Below are 26035 nucleotides of genomic sequence, written 5' to 3' on the forward strand. Positions count from 1 at the left end.
CCCTTACCCGTCGAAGAGATGGCCGCGATCCGTGTCGGGACGAGGGCGTCATATGCTCTGCGAGAAGCTGAGAAGAGACGCGCTCTGGGTCAGCGCCCTCTTCACCGCCTGGCCGAACACGGAGGGGTCTTCCGCCGAGAGGGCCGCCAGGTCGCGGAGCGAGGCTCCGGAGAGGTCGAGCAGGCCACCGTCGCCTTCGTCGACACGCTCGTGCAAACCATCCTCCTGTCTCCCCACGATCACTCCAGACTTCCAGGGCGGTCGCTCGCACAGCCGGGCCACGCGAGCCCGCTTCGTGAAGGCATGCCTGCCACAGCATCGCCCATATGACGGGCCTTGCCTAGGGGGTGGCGCGCACGCCGCGAACTTTGTGACCAGGTGGAACTATCGAACAGAAGATCATCGGATCAACGATCTGCCCCTTGATGTCCCAATTGGTGCGCAAGGTAATTATGTGAGGATTTTGGCAGAATGTCGGAAGATAATATGAAATATCAGCGCGCTGACCACCTACGCTGTGTCAAGCTAGGAGGCCTGCCCTGCTATTGCTACGATCGTCAGCGTGACGGCTTCTCGGACGGTGGGTCGCGGCGGTTTGCCGGAGGTATGGGGCGAAAAGATACCTCCGCGCAATAAGAATTTCACCGGTCGGGAAGACCTTCTCGAACGACTTCGCGCCGGCATCGCCTCCGACGTGACCGCGGTGGTCCCGCACGCCCTGCACGGCATGGGCGGCGTCGGCAAGACCCAGGTCGCCGTCGAATACGCCTGGCGCTACCAGTCCGAATACGACGTCGTCTGGTGGATCTCCGCCGACCAGGCGCTGCTGGTCCCCGCCGCGCTGGCCGCGCTGGCCCCCCGGCTCGGGCTCCCGCCCGCCAAGGCGGTGGGCATCGACGACACCGCCGCCGCCGTCCTGCACGCGCTGCGCCGCGGCGAGCCGTACGACCGGTGGCTGCTCATCTTCGACAACGCCGACCGCCCCGAGGACATCAACCAGCTCATCCCGCGCGGTCCCGGCCACGTCCTCATCACCTCGCGCAACCAGCAGTGGCGCAGCGTCGTCGAGACCGTCCCCGTGGACGTGTTCACGCAGGGCGAGAGCGTGCAGTTCCTGCACAAGCGCGTGTCCTCCAGTCTCCAGGCGGCCGACGCGCAGCGGCTCGCCGACGAGCTGGGGCACCTGCCGCTCGCGCTGGAGCAGGCGGGCGCGCTGCAGGCCGAGGCCGGCATGTCGGTGGACGAATACCTCCAGCAGCTGGCCAAGCACATGCCCGACACGCTGCAGACGCCCAAGCCGCTCGACTACCCGCGGTCCATGACGGCGGCCTGGCGGCTGTCGGTGAGCCAGCTGGAGCAACAGCTCTCCGAGGCGGTCGAGCTCCTGCGCTGCTGCGCCTTCTTCGGGCCAGAGCCGATCCCGGTCGACGTCTTCCGCTGGGGCGTGGCCGACTCCGTGGGGCCGGCCCTCCAGCAGCTCCTCGACCGGCCGCTGCTGCGCAGCAAGGCCATCCGCGTGATCGGCCGCTACGCCCTGGCCAAGCTCGATCCCGACACGCGCACCCTCCAGGTGCACCGGCTCATCCAGGCGCTGCTCCGCGCCGACCTCAGCGAGGAGGAGCAGGACCGCTACCGCAAGGTCGTCCACCGCCTGCTGGCCAGCGCCGTGCTGGGCGACCCCGACGACGAGGCCAGCTGGCTGCGCTACGCCGAGCTGGTCCAGCACATCGTGCCCGCCGAGGTGGCCTCCACCCGCGACCCCGAGGTGCGCGAGTTCGCGCTCGGCATGGTGCGCTACCTCTACATGTCCGGCCAGCACCAGACGAGCCGCGCCTTCGTGGAGAGCTTCCTCAAGCAGTGGACCAAGGAGTCGGGCCCGGACGACGAGCACGTGATCTCGGCCCAGGCGCAGCTGGGCCTCGTCCTGCGCGAGCTGGGCGACTACCCGAAGGCCTACGAGACCGACAGGTCGGCGCTGGAGCGCTCGCGCCAGGTCTTCGGTCCCGACCACGAGCGGACGCTGTTCATCTCGCAAGGGTTCGGGGCCGACCTGCGCGCGCTGGGCGACTTCGACCGGGCGCGGCAGCACGACGAAGACGTCCTGCGCGGCCACGAGGCCACCTACCCGCCCGACCACCTCGAGCTGATGTCGGCCAAGAACAACCTGGCCCTCGACTACGCCCTGATCAGCCACTACCAGCGCGCACGCGCCGTGCACGAGGACGTCTTCACGCTCTCCAGCCGGAGACCCGACGTCAGCAAGGTCGCCCACCTCAACTTCTGGGGCGGCCTCGCCCGGGTGGTGCGCCTGTGCGGCGACTACGAGGAGGCCGCCGACCTCGGCGAGGACGCCCACGCCTTCGGCGTCCAGGAGCTCGACGTCGAGCACTGGATGACCCTGCGCGCCGCCAAGGACCGCTCGATCGCGCTGCGCCGTACGGGCCGCCTCGACGAGGCGATCGAGCTGGCACAGGACGTCTACGACCGCTACAAGCGGCTGTACGGCGCGAGCCACCCCGACACGCTGGCCGCCGCCATGAACCTCGCCAACACCATGCGCAGCACGGGCCGCATCAACTCCGCGTTCGAGCTGGCCACGGACACGATGAACCGCTACCCGCAGGCGTACGGCCAGGACCACCCCTACAACCACGGATGCGCGGGCAACCTGGCGCTGCTGCACCGGGTGCGGGGCGACGCCGAGAGCGCGCGCAAGCTCAACGAGCAGAGCCTGCGCGGCCTCGACGGCAGGCTCACCCGCGACCACCACTATCCCCTCACCGTGGCGATCAACCTCGCCAGCGACCTGACGGCGCTCGGCGAGCTGGACGCCGCGCTCAGCCTCGGCGAGGACACTCTTGAGCGGTCCAGGCGGCTGCTCGGCGAGGACCACCCGCTGGTGCTCGGCTGCGCCGCCAACCTCTCCGTGGTGCTGCGGCGCCGGGGCGACGACGAGCGGGCCGAGGAGCTGCAGACCCGCACCATCGCCCGCTACGAGCGGGTGCGCGGCCCCGACCACCCCGACACGGTGGTGGCGACGGAGGGCAGGCAGCTCGACTTCGACTTCGACCCCCCGCCGATCTAAGGGCCTTCAGGCCGGGGTCACGCCTGGACGTTCGCGTTGGCCTGCCGCCAGCGGGCCAGGTGGCGCTCGTTCTCCTCGCGGGCCGTCGCGGCGGCGGCCGGCGACACCTGCTCGGCCTGCCAGGCGGCCAGGACCCGGCGCATGGTGGCGGCGAAGTGCTTGCCCGCCGGTGTCAGCAGGCCGGAGGCCATGAGGGTGTCCACGGCACCGCGGGCACCCGCACGCCAGCGTGCGAACTCGCTGTGCGCGAGCAGGGCCCTGTCGCCCTGCTCGCGGGTGCGCTGCCGCCGCCAGAACCCGCTCACCCCCAGATAGGCGTACGCGCCCTGTAACAGGCCGTCGGCCGGGCGCGGGTCCTCCCGCCAGGGCGCGTAGAAGCGGCGGCCGTCGTCGGGCTCGATCAGGCGGACGAGGTCGAGCAGGGCTCCCAGCTTGGCGTGCTGCACCTCGTGCGCGAGCGTCGCGGCGAGCGTGAGGCCGTCGGAGGGCCCCGACAGCCCGATCGTGCCGAAGGTCTCCGAGGCCGTCCCGCTCACCTGCCTGTCGGCGGGCCGGCGCAGCGGGGTGAGCACGCGATGCGCCTCCTCGATCTCCTCGGCCGTGGTCGGGTGGTGGGCGGTCAGGATGCCCCACGCCTCCTCCAGGGCGGGACGCCAGCTCCGCAGCTCTCCCTCGGGCAGCCGGTCGGCCACGTCCGCCGGCATGCGGTACGGATCGACGTCGTCCACGACGAGATCGAGGGTGCGGCCGTTGGCGGAGACGGTCAGCCGCCGCACCCCGCGCCAGCCCGGGGCGTCGCGGGTGTGGTCGGAGGGGATCGCCACGCGGACGTCCCGGACGGAGATTTCCGCGCCCCGGCCGGCGGACCGCACCGTGGCCGTGCCGTCCGGTACGAGCGCCACGCCCAGCGAGGGCAGCGGCAGCGACCCGCCGGAGGCGGGCACGTCGATGGAGAACGGGACGCGGGCCCTGATGGCGGCGGCGGCCGTGACCGCGGCGAGGTGTCCCGGCCGGGCCCGCGCCGGGTCCCGGTCGTGGTAAAGGTCGAGGTCCAGCAGGGTGGTACGGAGCCAGGCTCCCACGGCCGGGTAGCGCAGCACGTACTCGACGGCTTCGGGCGCGTCGTCCTGCAGCGCCGCGAGCCGGTCGTAGGCGTCGGCGGCGCGCCCCGCGTCCGGGTGGCCCGCCGTCCTGGCGCTCTCCACGACTCCGCGCAGCAGCAGGAGGTGCTTGCTGCGTTCGACGGCGGCGAGCCGGCGCACGGCGTCGGCGCCACCCCCTCCGGCCGCCAGAGTGGCGAACACCTCGTCGGACATGCGGTGCCAGCGGAGGTTCATGGAAGCCTTTCGAGCTGGGCGGCGAGGTCGGCCGCCACGACCCTTCTGATGTGCCGGATGAGCCGCAACAGGTCGGGGCAGTACACGGACGGGTTGGCGAAGCCGTGCCCCGCGCGGTAGCGGTGGGCGAACTGGCCGCCGCCGCAGACGCTCCGCATCTCGCACGCCCGGCACTCCGCCGCCAGCGCGGGCTCGCCGAGCTGGCGGGCGGCGGCCTCGGGCAGCAGCAGCGCGTCGTCGAAGGTGTGGGTGTCCACGCGCAGCCCACTGGAGGCGGCGCCGGGGTAGGACGAGCGCACGGTGTCGGACAGCTCCATCGTGCCGTCGGTGTCGATCACGAGGACCGCCACGGGGGCCAGCCCCACCGCCTCGCTGGTGGACCGGCCGCCGAGCAGCAACTGGATGATCTCACTGAAGAGCCGGACGTCGGTCTCCATGCGGGGCGCGGCGTACCAGCGGTCGAAGGCGGCGATCAGCCAGTCGGCGTACGGCGTCGCCGCGGAGCCGGGTGAACGCCCCGGCGGCGGGAACGACCAGTTGCCGAGCGGAAGCAGGAAGTCGATTCTCGGCGGGTCGAACTCGAGTAACGCCTCATAAGTCGTCACCGGGTCGTTGCGCAGATCCATCGTGCACAGCAAACCACTGAACAGGTGCGGAAAGGAGTCGCGCAGCAGCCGCAGCGACTTCGACACGGCGGCGAAACTGCCGCGGCCGTCGGCGAATTTCCGGTGCCGGTCGTGCGCGTTCCCGTCGCCGTCCAGACTTACCGCCACGGCGATATCGAGTTCCGCGAACATGCGCAGATGACCGGCGTCGAGGCGGACGCCGTTCGTTTGCACGCGGGCGCCCACCCGGGCGGACCGGCCGACCGCCTCGCGGGTGGCGGTCACGATATGGGAGATGAGTTCGGGGCCCGCCAGAAGGGGCTCTCCGCCGTGCAGTATCAGCTCGACGGAGGGCAGGTCGTGCGCCCTGACGTGCTCGGCGATGCGCGCCGCCGTGCGCGTGGCGGTGGCGGCGGACATGCGGATCGGCTGGTCCCGCCAGCTCTGGTCCGCCATTTCATAGACGTAGCAGTACGCGCAGGAAAGGTCGCACCTGCTGTTGACCTTCAATACGAATTCGCGAAACGGAGTGGGCACCCATCCCTCGGCCCTGAGCGCGGCCGGATCCAACGTTTCCGGCCACTCCGTGCGGTCCGCACACCCCATCGATCCGAGGTTCGCCGCCACGCCCTGATCAACTCCCGAGGTTTGAGCATTCGGCGCGTCGTTGCGCGATCGACTGGTGGACCACAACCACTATGAGCGGGTAAAAGGATCTCGTCAAACCGCCGAGCAGCGATAAGTCCGTTCCGAATGTGCTGACCAGGGGCGTGCGGGCGTCCCTTCACGCGGCGGGTTTGCGGGCCGCGAGCCGTTCGACGAAGCCGAGTTTGAAACGGTCGTGGCGCTCGACGGTCAGCCCGTGCTCGGGCAGGCGCAGGATCGGGCGGCGCAGGAAGTGCTCGCCTCCCATGGGCACGGTCACCAGCTCGACCAGCCGTTGCAGCACGCGTACTGGCCAGATCGAGGCGGCCACGTGGTCAGCGAGCAGCAGGAGCCCGCCGGGCCGCAGCACGCGCACCATCTCGGCGATCGCGCGCCGGTCGTCGGGGATGGCGCACAGGGAGAACGTGCACACCACCGTATCGAAGCTCCCGTCGGGGAAGTCGAGCGCCTGGGCGTCCCCCTCGCGCAGGTCCACCTGGACGCCGAGGGCGGACGCCTGCCGCCGGGCGATCGCGAGCATGGCGGGGCTCCACTCGATGCCGGTCAGGCGGGCGTCATCGGGATAGAAGCGCAGGTTCCGGCCGGTGCCGATGGCCACTTCGAGGGTGTCTCCACGGGCCTGGCCGCAGACCCAGGAGCGGCTCTCGCCGAAGAACCGCCGGTCGAAGAAGGCCATCTGGCGGTCGTACGAATCGGACTGCTTGTCCCAGTAGCGGCGCAGGCGTGCGTCGCGGTCCGTGTCGTTCATTGGCGGCTGCTCTCTCGCGTCGTCCCCGATCTCTCCAGGCTATGCGGGGACCCGGCGTCTCTCCAGGCTATGCGGGGACCCGGCGCCGCACGCGACATCCTGATCGAGGAGTGCGCCGCCGGCTAGGGGCGGGGAGCGCGGCGGTCCCTGCGGCGCTCCAGCTCCGCCTCGTCGACGAGCGTGAGCATCGGCTGGTCCGGGACGCACATCATGACGGCGACGAAGCGGCCCCACCGGTCGGGCAGGTTGTTGGCGGCCTGGTAGTGGATGACGTCGCCGCCCGGCTCCCAGAACGCCTCCCCGGCACGGACCACCCGCTCCGGCTCGCCCTCCAGCTCGAAGATCATTTCTCCTTCGAGCATGTACCCGAAGACCGGGCCGGTGTGGCGGTGCGGCGGCGTGCCGGGGTCCCCGGGCGGCAACTCGACCAGGACGGTCATCGTGCAGGCCCCGTCGGGGATGGCCGGATGCTGTTCTTGGAGGACCGAAAGGATGGTGTTCGACTGTCCGATACTCGTCATGGTCCGAAAACTAGGCCACGGTGGACCAGGTGCCGTGGGCCATTCTCCCGCCGCCGGATTGGGCCACTTTCCTCGTGGCCCGCGCAACCGGCCCTCAAGGCCCGGGTTCCGGTGAGGTGAGAGTCCGGAGCCGGTCCACGAGCGCACCGATCGCGGCCGGATAGGAGTACGACGGCGGGGTTCCGTACCCGACGACCAGGGATGGCCGCGGTCTGCTCCGGGGTGAGGGCCGCTCGTAGTCGCCCAGCGCGTGCACGTGGACCGAGGCGGCCCGGAGGGCGTCGACGATCGTCGTCTCGTCCGGAGATCCGGCCGGCAGCTCCAGGATGGCGTGCAGCCCCGCCTCGACGCCGAGGACCCGCGCGCGCGGCAGGCCGGTCCGCACGGCCTCGGTGAGCAGGTTGCGGCGCAGGCGGTAGGCGCGGCGGACCGTGCGCAGGTGCCGGTCGTATCCGCCGGTGTCGATCATCCGGGCGAGCGCGAGCTGGTCGAGCGGGCTCGTCGGGCGCGCCCGGCGCTTGGCCTCGACAAGGGGTTCGAGCAGGTACGGAGGGCAGGCGATCCAGCCCAGCCGCACGGCCGGCCCCAAGGTCTTGCTGGTGGACCCGACGTGGACGATCCGGGACGGCCGCCGTGACTGCAGCGCCCCGATGGGACGCCGGTCGTAGCGGAACTCGCTGTCGTAGTCGTCCTCGACGATCCAGCCGAGGGTCTCGTCCGCCCACGCCAGCAGCTCGGACCGGCGCGCGGGCGACATGCTCATCCCGAGGGGGAACTGGTGGGCGGGCGTGCACACGGCCACCTCGGCGCCGGAGGCCTCCAGCGCGGCGCGGGAGATGCCCTCGGCGTCGACGGGAACGTCGGCGACGCGCAACCTCGCGGCCACGATGGCGACGTGGTCGCCGCTGGCGGGGTTCTCCATGCCGACCGTGCCCACCCCGAGCTCGGCGAAGACCTCGGTCAGCAGGCCGAGCGCCTGCGTGTAACCCGAGCAGATCACCAGGCCGGCCGGGTCGACGCGCACCCCTCGGACCCGGCCGAGGTAGGCGGCCAGCGTGGTCCTCAGCTCGATGCGGCCCTGGGGGTCGCCGAAGCCGAACGCCTCCGCCGGGGCCTCACGGAGGACGTGCCGCATGGCGTGGGACCAGGCGTCGCGCGGGAAGGCGCGGGCGTCGGACCGCCCGGGACCCAGGTCGTGGCGTGCGGCCGCCGGCGCGACACGGCCGCTGGCGGGCGGCGCCGGGGCGGCGGCGCCCGCCGCGACACGCGTGCCGGAACCGGACCGCGCGGTCAGCCAGCCCTCGGCGACGAGCTGCTCGTACGCCGCGGCCACGGTGCCACGGGACAGCCCGAGCTGCGCGGCCATGTCTCTGCTGGAGGGCAGGCGGGTGCCGGCCGCGAGCCGGCCCTCGCGGATGGCGGCGCGCAGCGACTCCTCGACGGCCCGGCGCCGGCCGCCGCGCTTCGGGATCTCCAGCAGCAGGTCAAGGCCGGACGGGCGAGCGGCTCCTGGACCGGAGGGCGGCCGGGATCGACCCAATGTCTCGGTCATCGAATGGCCCATTCTAGGAGGTCGTCACTCCCTAGGGTGACAGTGCCATCCACCGCTGGCGCGGCCGCGTGGCCGGTCCCCGGCCCGGGTGGTTCTCACGCTGGACACCATAAGGAGCTCTTGTGCGCATATTCGTCGCCGGCGCCACCGGCGCCGTGGGTCGTTTCCTGGTCCCGCTGCTGGTCGACGCGGGGCACGAGGTGACCGGCATGGCGCGCACGGAGGAGGCGGGCGACCGCCTGCGGGCGCGGGGCGCTGCCGCCGTGCGGGGCGACGTCTTCGACGCCGACCGCGTGCGCGAGGCGATCGCCGACGCGGCGCCGGACGTGGTGATGCACCAGCTGACCGCCCTGTCCAAGGGCACGCCCGCCGACAACGGCCAGATGCGCCGCGTGGGCACCCGCATCCTCGTCGACGCCGCCAAGCAGGCCGGCGTCACGCGGATCATCGCGCAGTCGGTCGCCTGGGCGTACGAGCCGGGCGACACCCCGGCAGGCGAGGGCACGCCCCTGGACGTGACCGCACCGCCACCGAGGGCGAACCTGGTGGGCGGGATCACCGCCCTCGAAGAGGCGGCAGCCGAGCTGCCGGAGCACGTCGTCCTGCGCTACGGCATCCTCTACGGCCCGGGGACCTGGTACGCCCCCGGCGGCCTGGTCGCCGAGCGCCTGGCGGGGCGCGCGCTGGACGAGCGGGCCACCGCTCTTGTCGGCCCGCTGTCGGCCGACGACGCGGTCAACTCGTTCGTCCACGTGGAGGACGCGGCCGGGGCCGCCGTCGCCGCCCTCGACTGGCCGAGCGGCGTGGTGAACATCGTCGACGACGAGCCCGCGCCCGCCCGCGAGTGGCTCCCCGTGCTGGCCGACGTGCTCGGAGCGCCCGCGCCGGTCACGGGGAGCGGCCGGGCCGGCTGGGAACGCGGTGCCTCCAACGCCCGCGCCCGAGACTCCCTGGGCTGGCGGCCGGCGTACCCGACCTGGCGCACCGGCTTCGCCGCCACGAAGGAGTCCTGAGCCGCGCGGCAGCGGGTTCGGCACGCGGCGGTTCCCCGCCGTTCACGCAGAGGCGACCAGGTCGCGTGCGGCCTCGGCGAAGGCGGGGACCCGGGCGGTGTCGCCGTCGGCCCGCCACAGCAACCCCCATCGCAGCGGCGGGGCATCGCTGATGCGGACGGGCGACGTCGGGGCGCGCGTAGTAGCGCCTGGCCTGGGCTCCGAAAGGGAAGGCGCCGTGACCGGCAGGGTGTCCGGCAGCCGGAGCAGTCTCACCCTGGCCAGATCGTCGAGCGAGACCGACGTACGGCGGGCGAAGGCGTGCTGGGACGGCACGGCCAGCATGCGCGCCTCGGACACCAGCACCGGACCGGTGACGATGCCCGGCTCCTCGATGGGGAACGTCGCCAGCGCGAGGTCGACCTGGCCGTCACGCAGCCAGGGCATGAGATCGGCCAGCTGCGCTTCGCGAAGCTGCGCCTCGCAGTCCGGCAGCCGCCGGCGGAACAGCTCGGCCGCCCCGGCGAGCAGCTGCCCGCCCGCCGCGCCGATGAAGGCCACCCGCAGGGTGCCGGTCAGGCCGCGGCCGGTGTCGATCGCCTGCGCGAACGCGGCGGAGATCTGGTCCCAGGCGGGCCGGACCTCCTCGTACAGCCGGCGCCCCACCGGGGTCAGCTCCACGCGACGGCTGGTGCGGGTGAACAGCGGCACCCCCGTCCGGCGACGAAAGTGGGACGCACCAGCTACCTCCTCTATGAAGCACATGGGAGCACGTCATGTACGTCACCGCTGATCACGCCCTCTCCGCACCTGCGAGCGACGCGAACGCCGTCGCCGGGGAACTGCGTGACCGCGCCGAGATCGTGGACGCGCTGTACCGTTTCGGCCTGGGGCAGGACCTAAAGGACAGGGCCCTGTTCGCCTCCGCCTTCGCCGCCGACGCGGAACTCGACTTCCGCCCCGCCGCCGGCAAGTGGGGCGGCCGGCCACCGGTGATGTCCGGGCGGGACGCGATCGTGGACACCATCTTGACCATGTTCACCGGTCGGGTGGACACCACCCACCAGGTCACCAACCCCCGCATCGCGATCGACGGACACACCGCGCGGCTGACCGCCCTGGTGGAGGCCCAGCACCTGCTCGCCGCCGACCGTGCCGTCTTCGCCCTGCTGAAGAACCCGTACGACGTCGGCCTGGTCCGCGACGGCGAGCGCTGGGTCATCCGGCACCTGCGCATCGACAACGCCTGGTACACCGGCGACCCCACCGCGATCTTCGGCGGCTGACGGCGGTCTACGAGCCGACGGGGCGGGGGCGGCGGGTCTCCCGGTAGCGCCAGCCCTCGGCGCGGGCGGGCACGCTCGCCACGCCGCTGTCGATCTTGACCCGCCGGCACGTGCCGAGGACCGACCAGGCCGACCAGTTCACGCGGTAGCCGAGGACGCGGAAGCGCAGGTGCCCGTACCTCCCCTTGCTGATCTCCCGCCTGAACTCGTGTCCAGCGAAGACCTTGTGCCTCGCTTCGACGTGCTGGAATCCCAGCGTGTGCAGCTCGCGTACCAGGTCGTCGATGGTGATCGAGGTTTGCGCGTCGCGCCCCCGTCCGAAGGACGCGATCACGTTGTGCTCGCGGGTGACGGTACCTCTCATCAGGCCGCCGGGCCCGTCGATGTAGTGGGCCCGCGGCACGTAGAAGTTCCTCGGCGCGAGCCGGTCGATCTCGATGTCGACGCGCGGGGCGCACCGGCTGCCGCCGTCCGGGCCCGGTGCCGGGGGCAGGAGGGCGACCAGGGCCGTCGACAGGAAGCCGCTCACGGAGGACATGGTCAGGTTCATCGGACGACACGCCTCCGGCCGGATCAGAGTGGCGTGAACACGTCGATGCTGGCAGCCCTTCCCGGCCATTCCGCGACGCCACGCCGGAGGGCAAGGCCCGCAGCGGAGGCGAAGAGCTTTGACGCCACTCGACGACATCACTCCTAGGTTGAAATGACGCCATGATGCTGTCATAGTGACGCCATGGACCTGGGGCCGTATGTCGATCACCTCCGCCGCGACCTGGCGATCGCCGCAGGGGCGGGCGGCGAGGAAGCTCGCGCGCTGGCCGAGCGTCTCGCCGCTACGCTCGAGTCGGCCGCGCGGCTCGCGCTGCTGGAGGCGCTGTCCGCCGCCGCCGACGAGATCACCCGCGACCTCGCGCCGGGCTCGGTCGAGGTGCGCCTGCGGGGCCGCGACCCCGATTTCGTCGTGACGCCACCGCCGACCGGCCCGTACCCCGGGGAGGAGAGCGACGCGGGGCCGATCGAGAGACCACCCCTGCCGCCACCGGACCCCGACGAGGGAGGGACGTCCCGGATCTCGCTCCGGGTCCCCGAGCACCTCAAGCCACGCATCGAGGAGGCGGCCGGACGGGACGGGCTCTCGGTCAACGCCTGGCTGGTCCGCGCCGTCTCCGCCGCGCTCGACCAGGGCGACGGCGCTCGCCGCCCAGGCCGGAGGGCGGCCCAGCAGTCCGGCAACCGCTACAGCGGCTGGGTGCGCTGATGACCATGCCGAGCCATGAGGAGTGGATCGCGATGCCGCCCTTCGACACCCCAGAGCCCATCCTGGCCACCATCGACCTGGCGACCGCCGTCGTCCGGATCGAGGCGGGCGACCGCACCGACACCGTGGTCGAGGTGCGCCCGAGCGACCAGTTCAACGAGGCCGACGTGGAGGCCGCCGAGCAGGTCCAGGTCGAGTACGCCGACGGCAGGCTCCTGGTCCGCGCCCCCAGGGACGGCGCCGCGGCGTCCGGCTGGGGGCTCTCGCTGGACAAGCTGGTGGAGTCGCCCAAGAACTGGGCGCGCTCGCTGCTGTACGGCACGGGCTCGGTCGACGTGACGGTCGAGCTGCCGGCGGGCTCCCGCGTCGAGGCCAGGACGTCGGCGAGCCTGCGCTGCCGGGGCACGCTCGGCGAGGTGCGCCTGACCACCTCCTACGGCGACATCCGGGTCGAGAGGGCCGGCCGGATGCGGCTGACCAGCACCCACGGCGACATCTCGGTCACCCGCTCGACCGGACCAGCCGAGATCACCTCGACCCACGGCAATCTCCGCATCGGCGACATCGACGGCCCCGCGGTGATCAGGAGCTCGCACGGCGAGGTCCGCGTCGGCGAGGTGACCGGCGAGCTACGGCTGAACTCGGCCTACGGCGACAGCACCGTCGAGCGGGCCCTGGCCGGCGTCGCCGCCAGGACGGCGTACGGCAGCGTGCGGATCGGGGAGGTCGCGTCCGGCTCGGTCGTCCTGGAGACCACCGGCGGCGGGCTGGAGCTCGGCATCCGGGAGGGCAGCGCCGCCTGGCTGGACGTGAGCTCGAAGCACGGCACCGTGGACGTCTCCCTGGAGCCCGCCGAGGGCCCCGGGGCGACGGACCAGGTCGTCGAGGTGCGGGCGCACACCGCGTACGGCGACATCGTCATCCACCATTCCTGACAGCCCATTCCTGACAGCCGAGTCCTGACAGCAAGGAGGTTTCCATGCCGGATGCGATCGTGGCCGAGGGCCTGGTCAAGAGGTACGGCGACGTGGTGGCCCTCGACGGGATGGACCTGGCCGTCCCCGAGGGAACCGTGTTCGGGCTGCTCGGCCCGAACGGCGCCGGCAAGACCACCACGGTGCGAATCCTGACGACCCTGCTGAAACCGGACGCCGGGCACGCCAGGGTGGCCGGGTTCGACGTCGTCCGCGACGTGCGCCCGCTGCGCGCCCACATCGGCGCCTCCGGACAGTACGCCGCCGTGGACGACCACCTCACCGGCGCCGAGAACCTGGAGATGGTCGGCCGCCTCTACCACCTCGGCACCGGACGCGCCAAGCAGCGCGCCCGCGAGCTGCTGGAGCGCTTCGACCTGACGGAGGCGGCCGACCGCCCGGTGCAGGGCTACTCGGGCGGCATGCGGCGCCGGCTCGACCTGGCCGGAGCGCTGGTGGCCGACCCGCCGGTGCTGTTCCTCGACGAGCCGACGACCGGCCTCGACCCGCGGGCCCGCGCGAGCCTTTGGGACGTCATCTCCGAGCTCGTCGCGGAGGGCACGACGGTGCTGCTCACCACCCAGTACATGGACGAGGCCGACCGGCTCGCCGACCGCATCGCGGTGGTCGACCACGGGCACGTGATCGCGCTCGGCACCGCCGACCAGCTGAAGGACCAGGTCGGCGGCGACCGGATCGAGCTGTCGCTGACGAGCGCGGCCGACCTGGCGACCGCCACGCGGACGCTGGCGCCGCTGGCCGTCGGCAGCGTGCAGACCGACACGGCCGCGTTCCGGATGACCATCCCGGTCACCGGCGGCGCGGCCGCGCTGACCAGCGCGCTCGGCCGACTGGCCGCCGAGCGGATCGACGTACGCGATGCCGGGCTGCGCCGGCCGACCCTCGACGACGTGTTCCTGACCCTCACCGGACACGAGACCGACGGGAAGATCAAGGAGACCGTCCGATGAACGCCCTGCAGATCGCCGTCGCCGACGGCATGACGATCGCCAAACGCAACGCCCTGAAGATCAGGCGGGCCCCCGACCTGCTGGGCGGCGTGGTCATGCTCCCGATCGTGTTCGTGCTGCTGTTCGGCTACATCTTCGGCAGCATGATCGACATCCCCGGCATGACGTACGGCGAATACATGCTCCCCGGGATCTTCGTCATGACGATCGTCACCAGCGCGCAGATCACCGGCTACACGCTGACGCTGGACCTGCAGAAGGGCGTCTTCGACCGGTTCCGCACGCTGCCCATGTCGTCCTCGGCGGTGCTCACCGGCCAGACCGTCAGCGACGTGATCATGAACCTGACCAGTCTCGTCACGATGGCGGTCGTCGGGCTGGTCGTCGGGTGGCGCATCCACACCTCGCCGTTCGAGGCCGCCCTGGGGTTCCTGCTGCTGCTGTTCTTCTCGTACGCGTTCTCCTGGGTGACGGCGACGGTCGCGCTGGCCCTGCGCACGCCCGAGATCTTCAACAACGTGGCGACCATCGTGTCGTTGCCGCTGGTCTTCCTGTCCAACGCCTTCGCCGACAGCACGCGCCTGCCCGGCCCGCTGAAGGTGGTCGCCGAATGGAACCCGGTCTCCACGCTCATCCAGGCCGCGCGCGAGCTGTTCGGCAACACCAGCCCGGCCATGCCCGCGCCCGGCGCCTGGCCGCTCCAGCACGCGGTGCCGGTGTCGCTGCTCTGGACGCTGCTGCTCCTGGCGGTGTTCGCGCCGCTGGCCACGCGGCTCTACAAGAGGTCCGTCAGCAGGTGAACCGCTGCCGGCGGACTCGGGCTCCTTCCGGGTCGGAAAGCGATTCTCCGTCCCGCTCCTGGCAGACGACATAGACGACGGAGCCTTCCGCCAGGTGGCGCGGAGCGCCCTCGGGCGAACCGGTCGTCGGACCGGTATGGGTGACCAGCCCCTTTCCCTCGGTGTGCGATATCGTCGCCGCCCGCCCGGCATTCCCGATCGGTGAAGGCGACGGAGTGGGCTGGGAAACCCACCGGGTGACGACAGGGCCGCCCAGCGTCGCCAGAGCGGCGATGACGGCGGCGATGATCCCCGTCCAGATGGCGGGGGACTTCCACGTCTGCTTCTCGCTCTGCTGCGACATGAAGGTTCCTAGACGCAGGGCGCGGTACGAGCGTACGAAGGGGCACCGGACTGCAGGGCGAAGGCACAGTTGACGCGCGTTCCGTCGATCATCGGCGTGTGCTTCCAGGCATACCGGTCGCCTGGGCGGGTGCTGGTCGAGCCGTCGGACGGGTAGGAGACCGAGCCCAGGGTGTACGGGTCCGTGTCCTGGATGGAGACGTTCACGGGCCCGATGGACCCTGAATAGATCCGTACCACTGCCCAGTTGGCCTGGCAGGACGGCGAGTAATGCTCCTCGACGCGCCCACCGTTCTGGCCAAATCGGAAATATCCGACAGATGCCAGGCGGTCATCGGCTGCGCAGCCGGTTTTGTATGGATCTTTCCACTCGCACGTGGCGCCACGGCAAGGCGCCGTTTGAGCGGAAATTGGCGTTTCTAAGGTAAGTGTTCCCATCAGCACAGTCAGGGCGATGACGGACGCCTTTGTCCGCTTTTCCATTTCTCGTCTCCGGATTGATTGGTGCGTTCCAAAGCATCGGAGCGCCAGCGTAGCGAGTGGCGATGAGGAAGGAGTCCTGAATGGGATTGGTCGGGCAACGTACTCCGAGGAACCGTGAATCTCCCATTCCGCGTCACATGTTCAAATGCCTGCGTCCACCTGCGCCTCCTGGCAGCATTCATGGCGACCGAAGATCGACGAATGCATATCCATGTGACACCTTTCACAGGACGGGAGCATGATGAGCGCTGACCGGCTCGTGGGCGGCAACGACCAGGCCGTGGTGCGGATCGGCGCCACGGTGCGACGGCCCGTACGCCGGTGGTCGGCGTCGGTCCACGAGCTCCTGCGGCACCTGGAGCGCCAGAAGTTCGGTGGCGCGCCCCGCGTCCTCGGCACGGACGAGCTGGGGCGGGAGGTCCTCACCTACCTGGAGGGCGAGAGTGCCGGCGAGCCGCCGTGGCCCGCGTGGACGTGGAGCGAGGACGCGCTGGTCCAGGCGGCCCGCTGGCTGCGCGACTACCACGAGGCCGTGGCCGGCTACGTGCCGTCTCCCACGGCGTGCTGGCGGCTCGGCGGCACCTGGACCCCAGGAATGATCATCGCGCACAACGACGCCGGGCCGTTCAACGCCGCGTGGCACGACGACAGGCTGGCCGGATTCTTCGACTGGGACTTCGCCGGACCGGTCACCCCGGACTCCGACGTGGCATGGGTGGCCATCGCCTGGGTCCCCCTGTACGCCCGGCGGGTGGCGGTGGCCGACGGCTTCGCCGACCACGCCTCCCGGCCGGAGCGGCTGCGCCTGTTCCTGGAGACGTACGGCTGGCGCGGCCGGCCGGCCGAGATCGTGCGGGAGGCGCAGGCGCGCATGCGGGCGCGGGCCCAGCAGATCCGCAGGTACGGCCGCGGCTCCGACGAGCTCTACGTCAGGCTCTACGAACGCGGCGTCGCCGACCACCTCGACGAGGCGGTCGAGGAGCTGGACTCCGCGGCCGCGTGGAGTCGTGCCTGATCCGGCTCGGTCATCCGGCGGCCGCCGGCTCGTCAGCCACAGTGCCGATCCTCAGGCGCGGCCGATGCGGACCTTCCACACCTCGGGGCCCGACTCGACGTACTCCCAGGTGAAGTCGCCGGGATGGTCGGCGGCGAACTGGTAGTAGAGAGGCTTGGGGTCGTGATCGTTGACGAGCACGAAGGTCGTGCCCGCCGCCAGCTCGCCGTACACGGCGAAGATCCGCTCGTGGCGCTGGGCGTGGATCACGCGGCGGACGTCGAGTTCGGCCACGGGCGCCTCCTCCCCGCCGGAGACGCCGGACGGCTCGCCGAGGACGTCGTGCTCGCCGCCGAGCAGGGAGGCCAGATCGACGCCGTGCTCGGCGAGGGCGGGCAGCAGGACGTCGTTCTCCTTCGCCAGGTGCGACTGGAACAGGGCGTTCAGCGCGGACGCCGCGCTCACGATCTCACCCTGGGTGGTCGCCGAGGCCAGGCCGGCGACCAGGGCCCGCAGGGCGGCGTGTTCGTCGCGCATCGCGCGTACCAGCAGCTCGGTGGCGGGGAGTTCGGCCGCGGCGGCGTACAGCGTCTTCTCCTCGGCCACGGCGTGCGGCAGCACCTCCTCCTCGCAGAACGCCACCAGCACCGCCTGCCGGGCCGCCGGGGACATCAGCCGGTCGACCGAGCGGGCGATGGTCACGGCGTGGTCGGACATCGTCCGGCCGAGCCTGTCGTGGTGGGCGCGGATCCTCGCCGGCACGGCGTCCTGGGCGCCGGTCCGTGCTGCCTGGGCGGTCATGGTGAAGTGCTCCTTTGCGTTGTCGATGGGCCCGCCGAAGAGGCTCCGGTCATTCGTCACGCCGATCGGCCCGCAGCCGCGCCGCCAGGGCCGCCGCCTGGGTGCGGCGCTGCATGTTGAGCTTGGCCAGCAGGTTGGAGACGTAGTTCTTGACCGTCTTCTCGGCGAGGAAGAGCCGCTCGCCGATCTGCCGGTTGGTCAGCCCCTCGCCGATCAGGTCGAGGATGTGGCGTTCCTGGTCGGTGAGCGCGGCCAGCGGGTCCTGCCGGGCGGCCCGCTCGCGCAGGCGGCTCAGCATGGCGGCGGTGGTCTGGGGATCGAGCAGGGACTGGCCGGAGGCGACCGTACGCACCGCGCCGACCAGGTCCGAGCCGTGGATCTGCTTGAGCACGTAGCCGGAGGCGCCGGCCATGACCGCGTCGAACAGGGCGTCGTCGTCGGCGAACGAGGTCAGCATCAGGCAGGCCAGTGCGGGCAGCCGCGAGCGGACCTCCCGGCACACGTCGACGCCGTTGCCGTCGGGGAGGCGTACGTCGAGCACGGCGACGTCAGGCCGGAGCGCCGGGATGCGGGCGATGGCCGACTCCGCGGTCCCCGCCTCCCCGATGACCTCGATGTCGTCCTCGGACCCCAGCAGGGCGGCCACCCCGCGCCGGACGACCTCGTGGTCATCGAGAAGGAACACGCGAATCATGCGTCCACGCTAACCAGCCAGGAACCGGGCCCGGTAGGGACCAAAGTCCCGGGTCTGGCCGGGGGCCACGCCCTCGTCAGGCTGCTCCGCCGGGACGGGTGGCGACGATGCGGCGGCCGGAGATCTGCTCGGCGTCGACCACGATGTAGTGGTCCCTGTCGCCCGGGGCCCACGACATCAGCGGCAGCCGCGCCAGCCGGTCGAGCTCGGCGGGGTCGGTCACGGCCCGGGCCTGCCCCACGGCGGTGACCGACCAGCCGGTGCGCAGCTCGGTGTCGAACTCGTCGGCCTCGAAGGCCACCACGGCATGCCTCGTGGCGGCGGCCAGCTTCGACCCGGGAGAGGTGCGGATCACGACGGACCGGCCGTCGAGGTAGAAGTTCACCGGCTGGACGGCGGGCAGGGCGCGATCGGTGAAGACGATCCGCCCGATCGGCGCCGAGGACAGCAGTGCGAAGCACTCCTCCGTCGAGAGCACCTGAAGTCCGGACGAATCGAGCTGCATACCTCTCAGAATCCCTGATCGAATCTGTGTGGCCGGGCCCCCGCGCCGCCCGGTGCACGTCGTCCCCGACACTATCCGGTCGAGCGGAGCGCCCGTCAGGGACCAAAGTCCCGACCCGGCCGGATGCCGCGAGACGCCCTCAGAGCCCGTGGATGCGGCGGCCGGTGATCTGGTGGGGGACGACGCGGATGTAGAGCGCGCGCGGGCCGCCCGCCCACGAGGTGATGTCGGCCTCGGCGGCCCTCTCCGCCTCGTCCTGCGGCACGTGGTGCGCGGGCCCCTGGATGAGGACGCTCCACCCCTCCTGGCGGGCCTCGTCGATCCGGTCCACCTGGAATCCGATCTTGATGTCCACCCCCTTCACGCCACTACGCAGGTCCTGGTCCATCGGCCCCCCGTAGGCGGTACGGAAGACGACGGCGCCCTCGTGGAACCTGAAGTTCACCGGCAGCACCGTCGGGCCGCTCCTGCCGCTGAACGCCACCCGTCCGATGCCGCCCGGGGCCACCAGCCGCAGGCACTCCTCGCGGTCGAGAACCTCCAGGACCGGCTCCTCCGGGCCGGGACCGGGGCCGGGCGGGCGATCGTGCCCGCCACCCAGCAGGTCCTCGGCCGTCGTTTCGAGGGCGGTGGCCAGGCGGGTCACCGTGCCGGGGTCCGGGGTGCCCAGATGGCTCTCGAGGTGCTGGACGTACCCGGCGGACATGTCCGCCCGGTCGGCGACCTGCTCGGGGGTGAGGCCGAGCAGGTGGCGGTGGTAGCTGATGCGACGTCCGAAGTCGCCGTTGCCTGTCATGAGCAAGTCCTCCCTCTCACCGTCATGACGCTACGCACCGCCCCTCCTGGCGGGCAGGGTCTTTGGGCCCTGGTGCGATCGACCTACGGCCCTGCCGATGGCGGGGCATGTACGGGTCAGGTGGAAAGTGACGAAGGAGGCACATCATGATCGTTGTCGGGGTGGACGGGTCCGCTCCCTCGCATGCCGCGGTGGCGTGGGCGGCCGACGACGCGTACCGCACGGGAACGCCGCTGCGGATCGTGCACGCCGTGGACAGCTCGCCGTACCAGATCGGCGACTACCCGAGCGCCGTTCCGCTGGACGCGCTGCTGGCGGGCGGGCAGAAGATCCTGAGGGAGGCGGAGGCGCTCGCGCGCGAGCGCCGGCCCACCGTCGAGGTCACGACCGAGGACGTCGAGGGATCGCCCGCCCTGGTCCTGCGCGAGCAGGCCGAGGGCGCCGACGAGATCGTCGTCGGCAGCCGCGGGCTGGGCGGGTTCACCGGCGCGTTGCTGGGGTCGGTCAGCATGGGCGTGGCCGGCCACGCGCGCTGCCCCGTCGTGGTGGTGCGCGGCGGGGACCGGGAGGTGTACGGCGAGGTCGTCGCCGGGGTCGACGACTCGCCGGAGTGCGAGCCTGCGCTGGAGTACGCGTTCAGGCAGGCGAAGCTGCGCGGCGGCAGCCTGCGGGCGGTGCACTCCTGGCGGCTGCCGGTGCACGCCTTCGCGCCGGAGATCGCGTACGACATGGACGAGGTCCGTACGGCGCAGCAGCAGGTCGTCCGCGACCGGGTGGCACGCTTCAGCGAGGAGTACCCGCAGGTCAAGGTGGTGGAGGACGTGCAGTGCGCGCATCCGGTCAACGCGCTCACCGACGCGTCCGAGCGGGCGGACCTGCTGGTGGTGGGCTCGCACGGGCGTGGCGCCATGGGCTCGGCGCTGCTCGGCTCGGTCAGCCGGGCGGTCCTGCACCGCGCCCACTGCCCGGTGGCCGTCGTCCGCCGCTGAACCGGGAGGTCGCTGAACCGGGAGGTCGCTGGGCGGGGGCACGACGGAGGGACCTTGGGCCCGGCCCGTCGGGACGTTCGCCACTGCCGTGCCGGGCCCGCCGGACGGACGCTGGGAACGGAGGTGGATGTCATGTCACTCGAGGTCAAGGACATCATGGGGCACGTGGCCATCGCGGTGCTGCGGGACGCCTCGTTCGCGGAGATCGTGGCCGCGATGGAGCGCTTCGCGGTGGGAGCGGTCACCGTGATCGACGCCGACCGGCGCCCGGTGGGCGTGGTGTCGGAGGACGATCTGATCCTCAAGGAGGCCGGCGCCGCCGCCTACTGCGCGCCGCTCTTCGAGTCGCGCGCGCAGCGGCAGGAGCGACGCAAGGCCGCGGGCGTGACGGCCGGGCAGCTCATGACCTCCCCGCCGATCACCGTCACGCCGCGCACGCCCGTACGGGAGGCGGCCCAGCTGATGCACGTCAAGCGCGTCAAGCAGCTGCCCGTGGTCGACCCGGCCACCGGACGGATCGTCGGCACCCTGCACCAGCGCGACGTGCTGCGCGTCTTCACCCGCCCGGTCCAGGAACTGGAGGCGGACGTCAGGGCCGCCCTGCCGGAACCCGGCACGTTCGCGATCGACATCGACGGGGGCGTGGTGACGATCAGAGGCGTGGTCGAGTGGAGGTCGCAGGCCCTCTCGGTGATCGAGCGGCTCTGGCTGATCGACGGAGTCGTGGACGTGAAGTCCGAGGTGGCCTTCGAGAAGGACGACCTCCTCGCCGTGCCCGCCGAGTGAGAACCTGCCCGCTCCCGGCTGACCGGGCCTTGGCGGCCTTGGCGGCCTCGGCGGCCTCGGCGGTCCAGTACCTCCGGCTCGGGGGAGTCGCCGTCACAAGGGGACGGTCCAGGTGAGCACGGTCCCGCCGGTCTGGCGGGAGGCGACCTCGAACGAGCCGCCCAGGCGTCGGGCGCGTTCTTCCAGGTTCCGCAGGCCGCTGCGCCTGCCGCTCTCCGGGAGCCCGACGCCGTTGTCGCGTACGGTCAGGCCGAGCTGGTCGCCTGTCGCGCGGACCGAGACGTCGGCCTGGGTGGCGTGGGCGTGGCGGACGATGTTGGACAGCGCCTCGCGCAGCACGGCCAGCAGGTGGCCGCCCACGTCGTCGGGCACCTGCTGCTCCAGCGGGCCCTCCAGGGTGAGCGCGGGCATGAACCCCAGGTGATCGCGGGCTTGCTCGACCAGCTCCACGATCTGGGTGCGCAGGCCGGGGGCGGCGCTGTCGCGGGGCGTCTGCAGGGCGAAGATGGTCGAGCGGATCTGCCGGATCGTGACGTCCAGATCGTCGATGGCGCCCTGGACGCGGCCGGCGGCATGGGACGCCTTGATCAGCGGCACGGTGCTCATCAACGTCATCGCCACGGCGAACAGCCGCTGGATGACGACGTCGTGCAGGTCCTTGGCGATGCGGTCGCGATCTTCCAGCAGGTTCAGGCGTTCGGCGTGGCGGCGGCTCTCGGCCAGCTCCAGCGCGACCGCGACCTGCCCGGCGAAGGCGTTCAGCATCCGCAACTCGGCCTGGTTGAAGGGGAAACGGCCGCTGCGCTTGCCCACGGTGAGCACTCCCCGGGGCACGGCGGACGGGCCGCCGAGCGGGAGGGAGGCGGCCGGGCCGACCGGCATCAGACCGCCCAGCACGGACACCAGGCCCGACTCGTCGAGATTGGTCACCATGACCGGCTCTCTGGTGGTGAAGGCCTCGCCGCCCAGGGAACCGGCGATGGGCACCCCGCCGGCGGGCACCTGGTCGTGGGCGCCGTCGGCGGTCATCACCTCCCAGGTGGTGTGCTCCTGGTCCGGCAGCAAGATGGCGGCCACGTCGGCATCGACCATCTCGCGGGCCCGGCGCGCCATCAACGCCAGCACCTCGTCCAGATCCGTGCCCGACAGCAGGCTGGTGGTGATCTCGGACGAGGCCTGCAACCAGGTCTCCCGGCGCCGCGACTCCTCGTACAGGCGGGCGTTCTCGATCGCCACGCCCGCCGCGGTCGCCAGCGCCACCACGATGGCCTCGTCGTCCTCGTCGAAGGCGCCACCGCCGCGCTTCTCGGTCAGGTAGAGGTTGCCGAACACCTCCTCGCGCACCCGTACGGGCACGCCCAGGAACGAGCGCATCGGGGGGTGGCCGGGCGGGAAGCCGTAGGAGTGCGGGGAATCGGCGATGTCCGACAGCCGCAACGGCTTCGGATCCTTGATCAGCAACCCCAGCAGGCCCAGCCCGTGCGGCCAGTGCTCGATACCGGCCACTTCCTCCTCGCTCAGCCCGATCGGTACGAACTGCACCAAGGTCTGGTCCGGGCCGATCACGCCCAGGGCGCCGTAGCGTGCCTCCACCAGGTTCGTCGCGGTCTCCACGATCCGGTGCAGCACCGTCTCCAGATCCAGGTCGCTGCCCACCGAGACCACCGCGTCCAGCAGCGCGTGCACCCGGTCCCGGGTCGCCAGCACCGCCTCCAGCCGCGCCCGTAGCTCGTCCAGCAGGTCGTCCAGCCGCATGTGCGGCAACAGCGCACGAGGCTCGTCGTCCGACATATCCGCAGTCTGACATCTCCGCCGCCCGGTCCCGAGACGGGGAGGGACCCGTTCGCGAACCACCGGCGAACGTCCCGGCTCCCAGGGGACCAAAGGCACTGGCCCCGAGCGGTGCCCCGCGCGCACGCTTGAGGTGAAGGGAGGTGGGACGATGGGGCTGAGCTGGGAGGACGCCGCCGCTCGGCGGCCTGGCCCCCGCTGCGGCGCCCGGCCGTCGCGGGTCTGGCCCTTTGTGCGGCGCCCGGCCGTCGTGGGGTGGCCGGCGCCCTGTGCGGCGCCCGGCCGTCGTGGGGTGGTCGGCGCCCTGTGCGGCGCCCGGCTCGGCCGGTCGTGAAACGGGGCACCACGTGACCTGCCGGTCACGGTGGTGCGGCCATGTGGCGAGGAGGCATCGTGAGCATCGAATCGCTCACCGCCGGACACGTGATGAGCCGCGTCCTGGTGGTCGTCAAGCCGGATGAGTCACCGCTGATGGCCTGGGAGCTGATGCGCCGCGCCGGCGTGCATCACCTGCCGGTCGTGGACGGTGATGGCGTGGTGGGCATCCTGACGCGCGAGCAGCTCGCCGCGTCCTGGGCGGGCGGGCCCGAGGAGCAGTCGGGCCGCAAGGTCTGCGCCATCCTCAGCCGCGGGCCCATGCCACGTGTACAACGCGACACGCCGTTGGCCAGGGTCGCGGCCGTGATGCTGGACGCCGGCTGCGACGCCGTACCCGTGCTGTCCGGCGGCTGCCTGGTCGGGCTGATCACGACGCACGACGTGCTGGCGGCCGTCGCGGGCCGTGTCAGGTCCACCGAAGGGCCCGGCGAGATGGTCACCGGGATGTTCCACCTGGAACCCGTCCTGCCGCCCACAGCCGGCAGGAGGCGTTGACCGCGAGCCCATCGGCTCTGGCGGCGTCCACGGGAATCTCCGCCGGAGGAACCGGGTTACGGGGGTGGACAGCGGCCCACCGCGGGAAGGGGACGGCAGCCGATGAGCCTTCGCCAGTTCGAGTACGCCCTGGCCATCGCCGAGGAGGGCTCGGTGACGGCGGCCGCGGAGGCGCTGCACGTCGCCCAGCCGTCGGTGTCCCAGCAGATCCGCGGCCTGGAGCGGGAGCTCGGCGTGGAACTGTTCGCCCGCACGCCGACCGGACTGGTGCCCACCGTGGTCGGCCGCGCCTTCCTGCGGGAGGCGGAGGTCGCGGTGAGAGCGGCGCGCCGGGCGCGGGCGACGGCGCGGGCCGGCGCCGATGAGCTGGTGGGCGAGCTGGTGGTCGCGGCGCAGATGGGTTTCGGTACGCGGCAGCTGCCGGGCGCGCTCGGCGCGCTGCGCCGCCGCTACCCGCGGCTGGAGGTCACCGTCTTCGAGGAGCCGAGCTCCGCCGAGCTGGAGCGGCTGTGCCGCCGGGGCGTGCTCAACCTCGCCCTGATGGCGGCGTGCGAGCGCACCCCCTCCGACGCCCACCGCCTCGGTGACGAGGAGTTCGTCGTGGTGCTGGGCGCCGGGCACCCCCAACTCGCCGCGGACCGGGTCGAGCTGCGCGACCTGGAGGGCGAGCCGTGGGTACGGTTCGACCGCGACAGCGCGCTTGACGGCGTGCTGCTGAACGTGCTCCGGGACAACGACCTGACCCCGGTCACGGCCGCCCGCGTCTCCCAGACGGCGACGGCCGTACGCTGGGCCGCCCACGGGCTGGGAGTGACGCTCGTCCCGGCCTCCGCGGTGCCCCACGGCCACGAGCACCTCGTACGCCCGGTCTCCCCGGCCGTGTCCCAGCCCGTCATCGCCGTGGTCCGGCAGGGCGGGGGCCCGGCGGAAACCGCTCTGCTCCATCTCCTGCGCCAGGAGACCTGGTCCGAATCCGCGTTCTTCTCGCCGGTTTCCTGACGACGGCCTTTTGGAACACAGGACTTTTGGAACACAGGACTTTTGGAATACCGGACTTTTGGAATATCGCCGGCGTCAACTTCTGGGAAATTCGCCGCCGTCCACGACGAGATTGCTCCCGGTCAACCAGCCCGCCCTTTCGGAGACGAGAAACAGCACCGCGTGCGCGATGTCGTCCGGCCGGCCATCGCGCCCCAGCGGCACGGTGTCGCCGGCGTTGGTCCCCGCCGGCGCCAGGTCCAGGCGCGCCCACTGCTCCCGCGTCGCCTCGCCGCCGGGGGTGGCGACCCTGCCGGGAGTCACGGTGTTGACCCGGATCCCGTACGGGGCCAGCTCCAACGCCAGCCCCCGGCTGTAGTTCTCCAGCGCCGCCTTCGCCGCCGTGTAGTGCAGGAACGGCCCTATCGGCGTGGCCACCGCGGCCGAGGACACATGCACGATCATCCCCGACCGCCGCTCCCGCATCCCCGGCGTCAGCAGCGAGTCCAGCCGTACCGACGCCAGGTAGTTCAGATCCAGCGCGTCCTGCCACTCCTCGTCGGGGATGGCCGAACTGCCCTGGTGCGGCCGCGCACCACCCGCGTTGTGCACCAGGATGTCCACCCCGCCGAACGCCTCCCGCGCGGCCCCGGCGAGCGCCTCCGCCCCAGCCCGTGTCCGCACGTCGGCCTCCACGAACGTGGCCCCCTCCGGCACCGTGCCCGTCGCCGACCTGGCGGTCGTGAGCACCTCCGCCCCCGCGTCCAGGAGCCGGCGCACGACGGCCGCTCCTATTCCGCGCGAACCACCCGTGACCAGAGCCCGCTTTCCCGCGAGTTCCCGCGTTCCCGATCCATTCTCGATCGTGGTCATGCCACCGGTTCCTCTCCATTGCCTCATCGTTGCTTTTTCACGGTACGGCCGGAAAAGAACAGAAGACAAAGACGAAATACCAGTGGACGCCAAAGGCAATTCCTATGGCACCTGTCGCTCAGCCGGCGGGAACCTGGGGCCAGAAGTCCCGAAGCACCGAGGACCTTCGGCCCTACCCCGGGAACCTCCGTACCGCGATCGTGGAAGCAGACACCCGCCGAGGTGCGAGATGGCTCCATCCCCGAAGCGCCCAGGCCCGGCAGCGGATCGGCCGCGGTGACCGACAGCCACGATGGCAAGCCCGCTGGACGGGAGCGGGCGTCCATCCCCACCCG

The 26035-nt window shown here is 71.8% G+C and carries 28 protein-coding genes; 12 read left to right on the forward strand and 16 right to left on the reverse strand.

Going from position 1 to position 26035, the window contains the following annotated elements; all coding sequences use genetic code 11:
* Positions 1-48: 48 nt before the first annotated feature.
* The gene (locus FH608_RS51845) at positions 49-216 is read right to left on the reverse strand and encodes a hypothetical protein (RefSeq protein WP_153260806.1); all 168 of its coding nucleotides are present in this window, start codon (positions 214-216) and stop codon (positions 49-51) included.
* A 364-nt stretch (positions 217-580) separates the two neighbouring features.
* Here FH608_RS51845 and fxsT point away from each other — a divergent pair, with 364 nt between their 5' ends.
* Positions 581-3085 (forward strand): FxSxx-COOH system tetratricopeptide repeat protein, encoded by a 2505-nt coding sequence (fxsT, locus tag FH608_RS35710; protein ID WP_317135599.1) that lies wholly within the window; start codon positions 581-583, stop codon positions 3083-3085.
* Positions 3086-3102: 17 nt separating this feature from the next.
* Here the strand turns inward: fxsT and FH608_RS35715 are convergent, their stop codons facing one another.
* The 5 genes from FH608_RS35715 to pdxR all read right to left on the reverse strand — a co-directional run bounded on the left by FH608_RS35715 (position 3103) and on the right by pdxR (position 8514).
* Entirely contained in the window at positions 3103-4422 is a 1320-nt protein-coding gene (locus FH608_RS35715; RefSeq protein WP_139634800.1) for an HEXXH motif domain-containing protein, read from the reverse strand.
* Positions 4419-5633, reverse strand: a complete 1215-nt coding sequence (locus FH608_RS35720) for an FxsB family cyclophane-forming radical SAM/SPASM peptide maturase (RefSeq protein ID WP_139634801.1) — start codon at positions 5631-5633, stop codon at positions 4419-4421. The genes FH608_RS35715 and FH608_RS35720 overlap by 4 nt, the downstream gene beginning before the upstream one ends.
* Before the next feature lie 178 nt (positions 5634-5811).
* Positions 5812-6441, reverse strand: a complete 630-nt coding sequence (locus FH608_RS35725) for a class I SAM-dependent methyltransferase (RefSeq protein WP_139634802.1) — start codon at positions 6439-6441, stop codon at positions 5812-5814.
* 122 nt (positions 6442-6563) lie between these two features.
* Positions 6564-6962 (reverse strand): cupin domain-containing protein, encoded by a 399-nt coding sequence (locus FH608_RS35730; protein WP_139634803.1) that lies wholly within the window; start codon positions 6960-6962, stop codon positions 6564-6566.
* 94 nt (positions 6963-7056) lie between these two features.
* Positions 7057-8514 carry a MocR-like pyridoxine biosynthesis transcription factor PdxR gene (gene pdxR, locus FH608_RS35735; RefSeq protein ID WP_139634804.1) on the reverse strand — a complete coding sequence of 486 codons (1458 nt, stop codon included), beginning with the start codon at positions 8512-8514 and terminating at the stop codon, positions 7057-7059.
* A 122-nt stretch (positions 8515-8636) separates the two neighbouring features.
* Here pdxR and FH608_RS35740 point away from each other — a divergent pair, with 122 nt between their 5' ends.
* Complete coding sequence (locus FH608_RS35740; protein ID WP_139634805.1) at positions 8637-9527, forward strand: NAD-dependent epimerase/dehydratase family protein; 891 nt, start codon at positions 8637-8639, stop codon at positions 9525-9527.
* A 42-nt stretch (positions 9528-9569) separates the two neighbouring features.
* Here FH608_RS35740 and FH608_RS35745 read toward each other — a convergent pair whose 3' ends face one another.
* Positions 9570-10187 (reverse strand): LysR family transcriptional regulator, encoded by a 618-nt coding sequence (locus tag FH608_RS35745; protein ID WP_226900190.1) that lies wholly within the window; start codon positions 10185-10187, stop codon positions 9570-9572.
* Positions 10188-10282: 95 nt separating this feature from the next.
* Here FH608_RS35745 and FH608_RS35750 point away from each other — a divergent pair, with 95 nt between their 5' ends.
* The gene (locus FH608_RS35750) at positions 10283-10792 is read left to right on the forward strand and encodes a nuclear transport factor 2 family protein (RefSeq protein WP_139634806.1); all 510 of its coding nucleotides are present in this window, start codon (positions 10283-10285) and stop codon (positions 10790-10792) included.
* A gap of 7 nt (positions 10793-10799) precedes the next feature.
* Here the strand turns inward: FH608_RS35750 and FH608_RS35755 are convergent, their stop codons facing one another.
* Positions 10800-11321, reverse strand: coding sequence for a hypothetical protein (locus FH608_RS35755; RefSeq protein WP_139634807.1), 522 nt, complete (start codon positions 11319-11321; stop codon positions 10800-10802).
* A gap of 204 nt (positions 11322-11525) precedes the next feature.
* On the opposite strand from FH608_RS35755, the gene FH608_RS35760 reads away from it, so the two are divergent.
* The 4 genes from FH608_RS35760 to FH608_RS35775 are packed head-to-tail and all read left to right on the forward strand — an operon-like array spanning position 11526 to position 14795.
* Positions 11526-12050, forward strand: coding sequence for a hypothetical protein (locus FH608_RS35760; protein ID WP_139634808.1), 525 nt, complete (start codon positions 11526-11528; stop codon positions 12048-12050).
* Complete coding sequence (locus FH608_RS35765) at positions 12050-12985, forward strand: DUF4097 family beta strand repeat-containing protein (protein ID WP_226900191.1); 936 nt, start codon at positions 12050-12052, stop codon at positions 12983-12985. The genes FH608_RS35760 and FH608_RS35765 overlap by 1 nt, the downstream gene beginning before the upstream one ends.
* A 44-nt stretch (positions 12986-13029) precedes the next feature.
* Entirely contained in the window at positions 13030-13995 is a 966-nt protein-coding gene (locus FH608_RS35770) for an ATP-binding cassette domain-containing protein (RefSeq protein ID WP_139634809.1), read from the forward strand.
* Positions 13992-14795 (forward strand): ABC transporter permease, encoded by an 804-nt coding sequence (locus tag FH608_RS35775; RefSeq protein ID WP_139634810.1) that lies wholly within the window; start codon positions 13992-13994, stop codon positions 14793-14795. The genes FH608_RS35770 and FH608_RS35775 overlap by 4 nt, the downstream gene beginning before the upstream one ends.
* Here the strand turns inward: FH608_RS35775 and FH608_RS35780 are convergent.
* Both FH608_RS35780 and FH608_RS35785 read right to left on the reverse strand, forming a co-directional pair.
* Positions 14785-15138: a hypothetical protein gene (locus tag FH608_RS35780; RefSeq protein ID WP_139634811.1), complete on the reverse strand. Its 354-nt coding sequence runs from the start codon at positions 15136-15138 to the stop codon at positions 14785-14787. The two genes, FH608_RS35775 and FH608_RS35780, sit on opposite strands and share 11 nt — an antisense overlap.
* Positions 15139-15146: 8 nt before the next feature.
* Positions 15147-15620 (reverse strand): DUF2690 domain-containing protein, encoded by a 474-nt coding sequence (locus FH608_RS35785; RefSeq protein ID WP_139634812.1) that lies wholly within the window; start codon positions 15618-15620, stop codon positions 15147-15149.
* Between the two features lie 238 nt (positions 15621-15858).
* On the opposite strand from FH608_RS35785, the gene FH608_RS35790 reads away from it, so the two are divergent.
* Positions 15859-16635, forward strand: coding sequence for a phosphotransferase (locus FH608_RS35790; protein ID WP_139634813.1), 777 nt, complete (start codon positions 15859-15861; stop codon positions 16633-16635).
* Between the two features lie 51 nt (positions 16636-16686).
* On the opposite strand, the gene FH608_RS35795 is transcribed toward FH608_RS35790, so the two are convergent.
* The 4 genes from FH608_RS35795 to FH608_RS35810 all read right to left on the reverse strand — a co-directional run bounded on the left by FH608_RS35795 (position 16687) and on the right by FH608_RS35810 (position 19410).
* Complete coding sequence (locus FH608_RS35795) at positions 16687-17415, reverse strand: DUF2249 domain-containing protein (protein ID WP_139634814.1); 729 nt, start codon at positions 17413-17415, stop codon at positions 16687-16689.
* Between the two features lie 49 nt (positions 17416-17464).
* Positions 17465-18109 carry a response regulator gene (locus FH608_RS35800; RefSeq protein WP_139634815.1) on the reverse strand — a complete coding sequence of 215 codons (645 nt, stop codon included), beginning with the start codon at positions 18107-18109 and terminating at the stop codon, positions 17465-17467.
* Between the two features lie 76 nt (positions 18110-18185).
* The gene (locus tag FH608_RS35805) at positions 18186-18614 is read right to left on the reverse strand and encodes a pyridoxamine 5'-phosphate oxidase family protein (RefSeq protein WP_139634816.1); all 429 of its coding nucleotides are present in this window, start codon (positions 18612-18614) and stop codon (positions 18186-18188) included.
* 139 nt (positions 18615-18753) lie between these two features.
* Positions 18754-19410 (reverse strand): helix-turn-helix domain-containing protein, encoded by a 657-nt coding sequence (locus FH608_RS35810; RefSeq protein WP_139634817.1) that lies wholly within the window; start codon positions 19408-19410, stop codon positions 18754-18756.
* A gap of 146 nt (positions 19411-19556) precedes the next feature.
* On the opposite strand from FH608_RS35810, the gene FH608_RS35815 reads away from it, so the two are divergent.
* Positions 19557-20399 carry a universal stress protein gene (locus FH608_RS35815; protein WP_139634818.1) on the forward strand — a complete coding sequence of 281 codons (843 nt, stop codon included), beginning with the start codon at positions 19557-19559 and terminating at the stop codon, positions 20397-20399.
* 132 nt (positions 20400-20531) lie between these two features.
* A complete protein-coding gene (locus FH608_RS35820) occupies positions 20532-21185 on the forward strand; it encodes a CBS domain-containing protein (RefSeq protein WP_139634819.1) in 654 nt (217 codons plus the stop codon).
* Between the two features lie 93 nt (positions 21186-21278).
* On the opposite strand, the gene FH608_RS35825 is transcribed toward FH608_RS35820, so the two are convergent.
* A complete protein-coding gene (locus tag FH608_RS35825; RefSeq protein WP_139634820.1) occupies positions 21279-22976 on the reverse strand; it encodes a sensor histidine kinase in 1698 nt (565 codons plus the stop codon).
* 393 nt (positions 22977-23369) lie between these two features.
* Here FH608_RS35825 and FH608_RS35830 point away from each other — a divergent pair, with 393 nt between their 5' ends.
* Both FH608_RS35830 and FH608_RS35835 read left to right on the forward strand, forming a co-directional pair.
* The gene (locus FH608_RS35830) at positions 23370-23849 is read left to right on the forward strand and encodes a CBS domain-containing protein (protein ID WP_139634821.1); all 480 of its coding nucleotides are present in this window, start codon (positions 23370-23372) and stop codon (positions 23847-23849) included.
* 102 nt (positions 23850-23951) lie between these two features.
* Positions 23952-24848 (forward strand): LysR family transcriptional regulator, encoded by an 897-nt coding sequence (locus tag FH608_RS35835; RefSeq protein ID WP_139634822.1) that lies wholly within the window; start codon positions 23952-23954, stop codon positions 24846-24848.
* Positions 24849-24923: 75 nt separating this feature from the next.
* Here the strand turns inward: FH608_RS35835 and FH608_RS35840 are convergent, their stop codons facing one another.
* Entirely contained in the window at positions 24924-25727 is an 804-nt protein-coding gene (locus FH608_RS35840; RefSeq protein WP_449867002.1) for an SDR family oxidoreductase, read from the reverse strand.
* Positions 25728-26035: the final 308 nt, after the last annotated feature.

This window comes from Nonomuraea phyllanthi (assembly GCF_006334985.2).
GTDB lineage: Bacteria > Actinomycetota > Actinomycetes > Streptosporangiales > Streptosporangiaceae > Nonomuraea > Nonomuraea phyllanthi.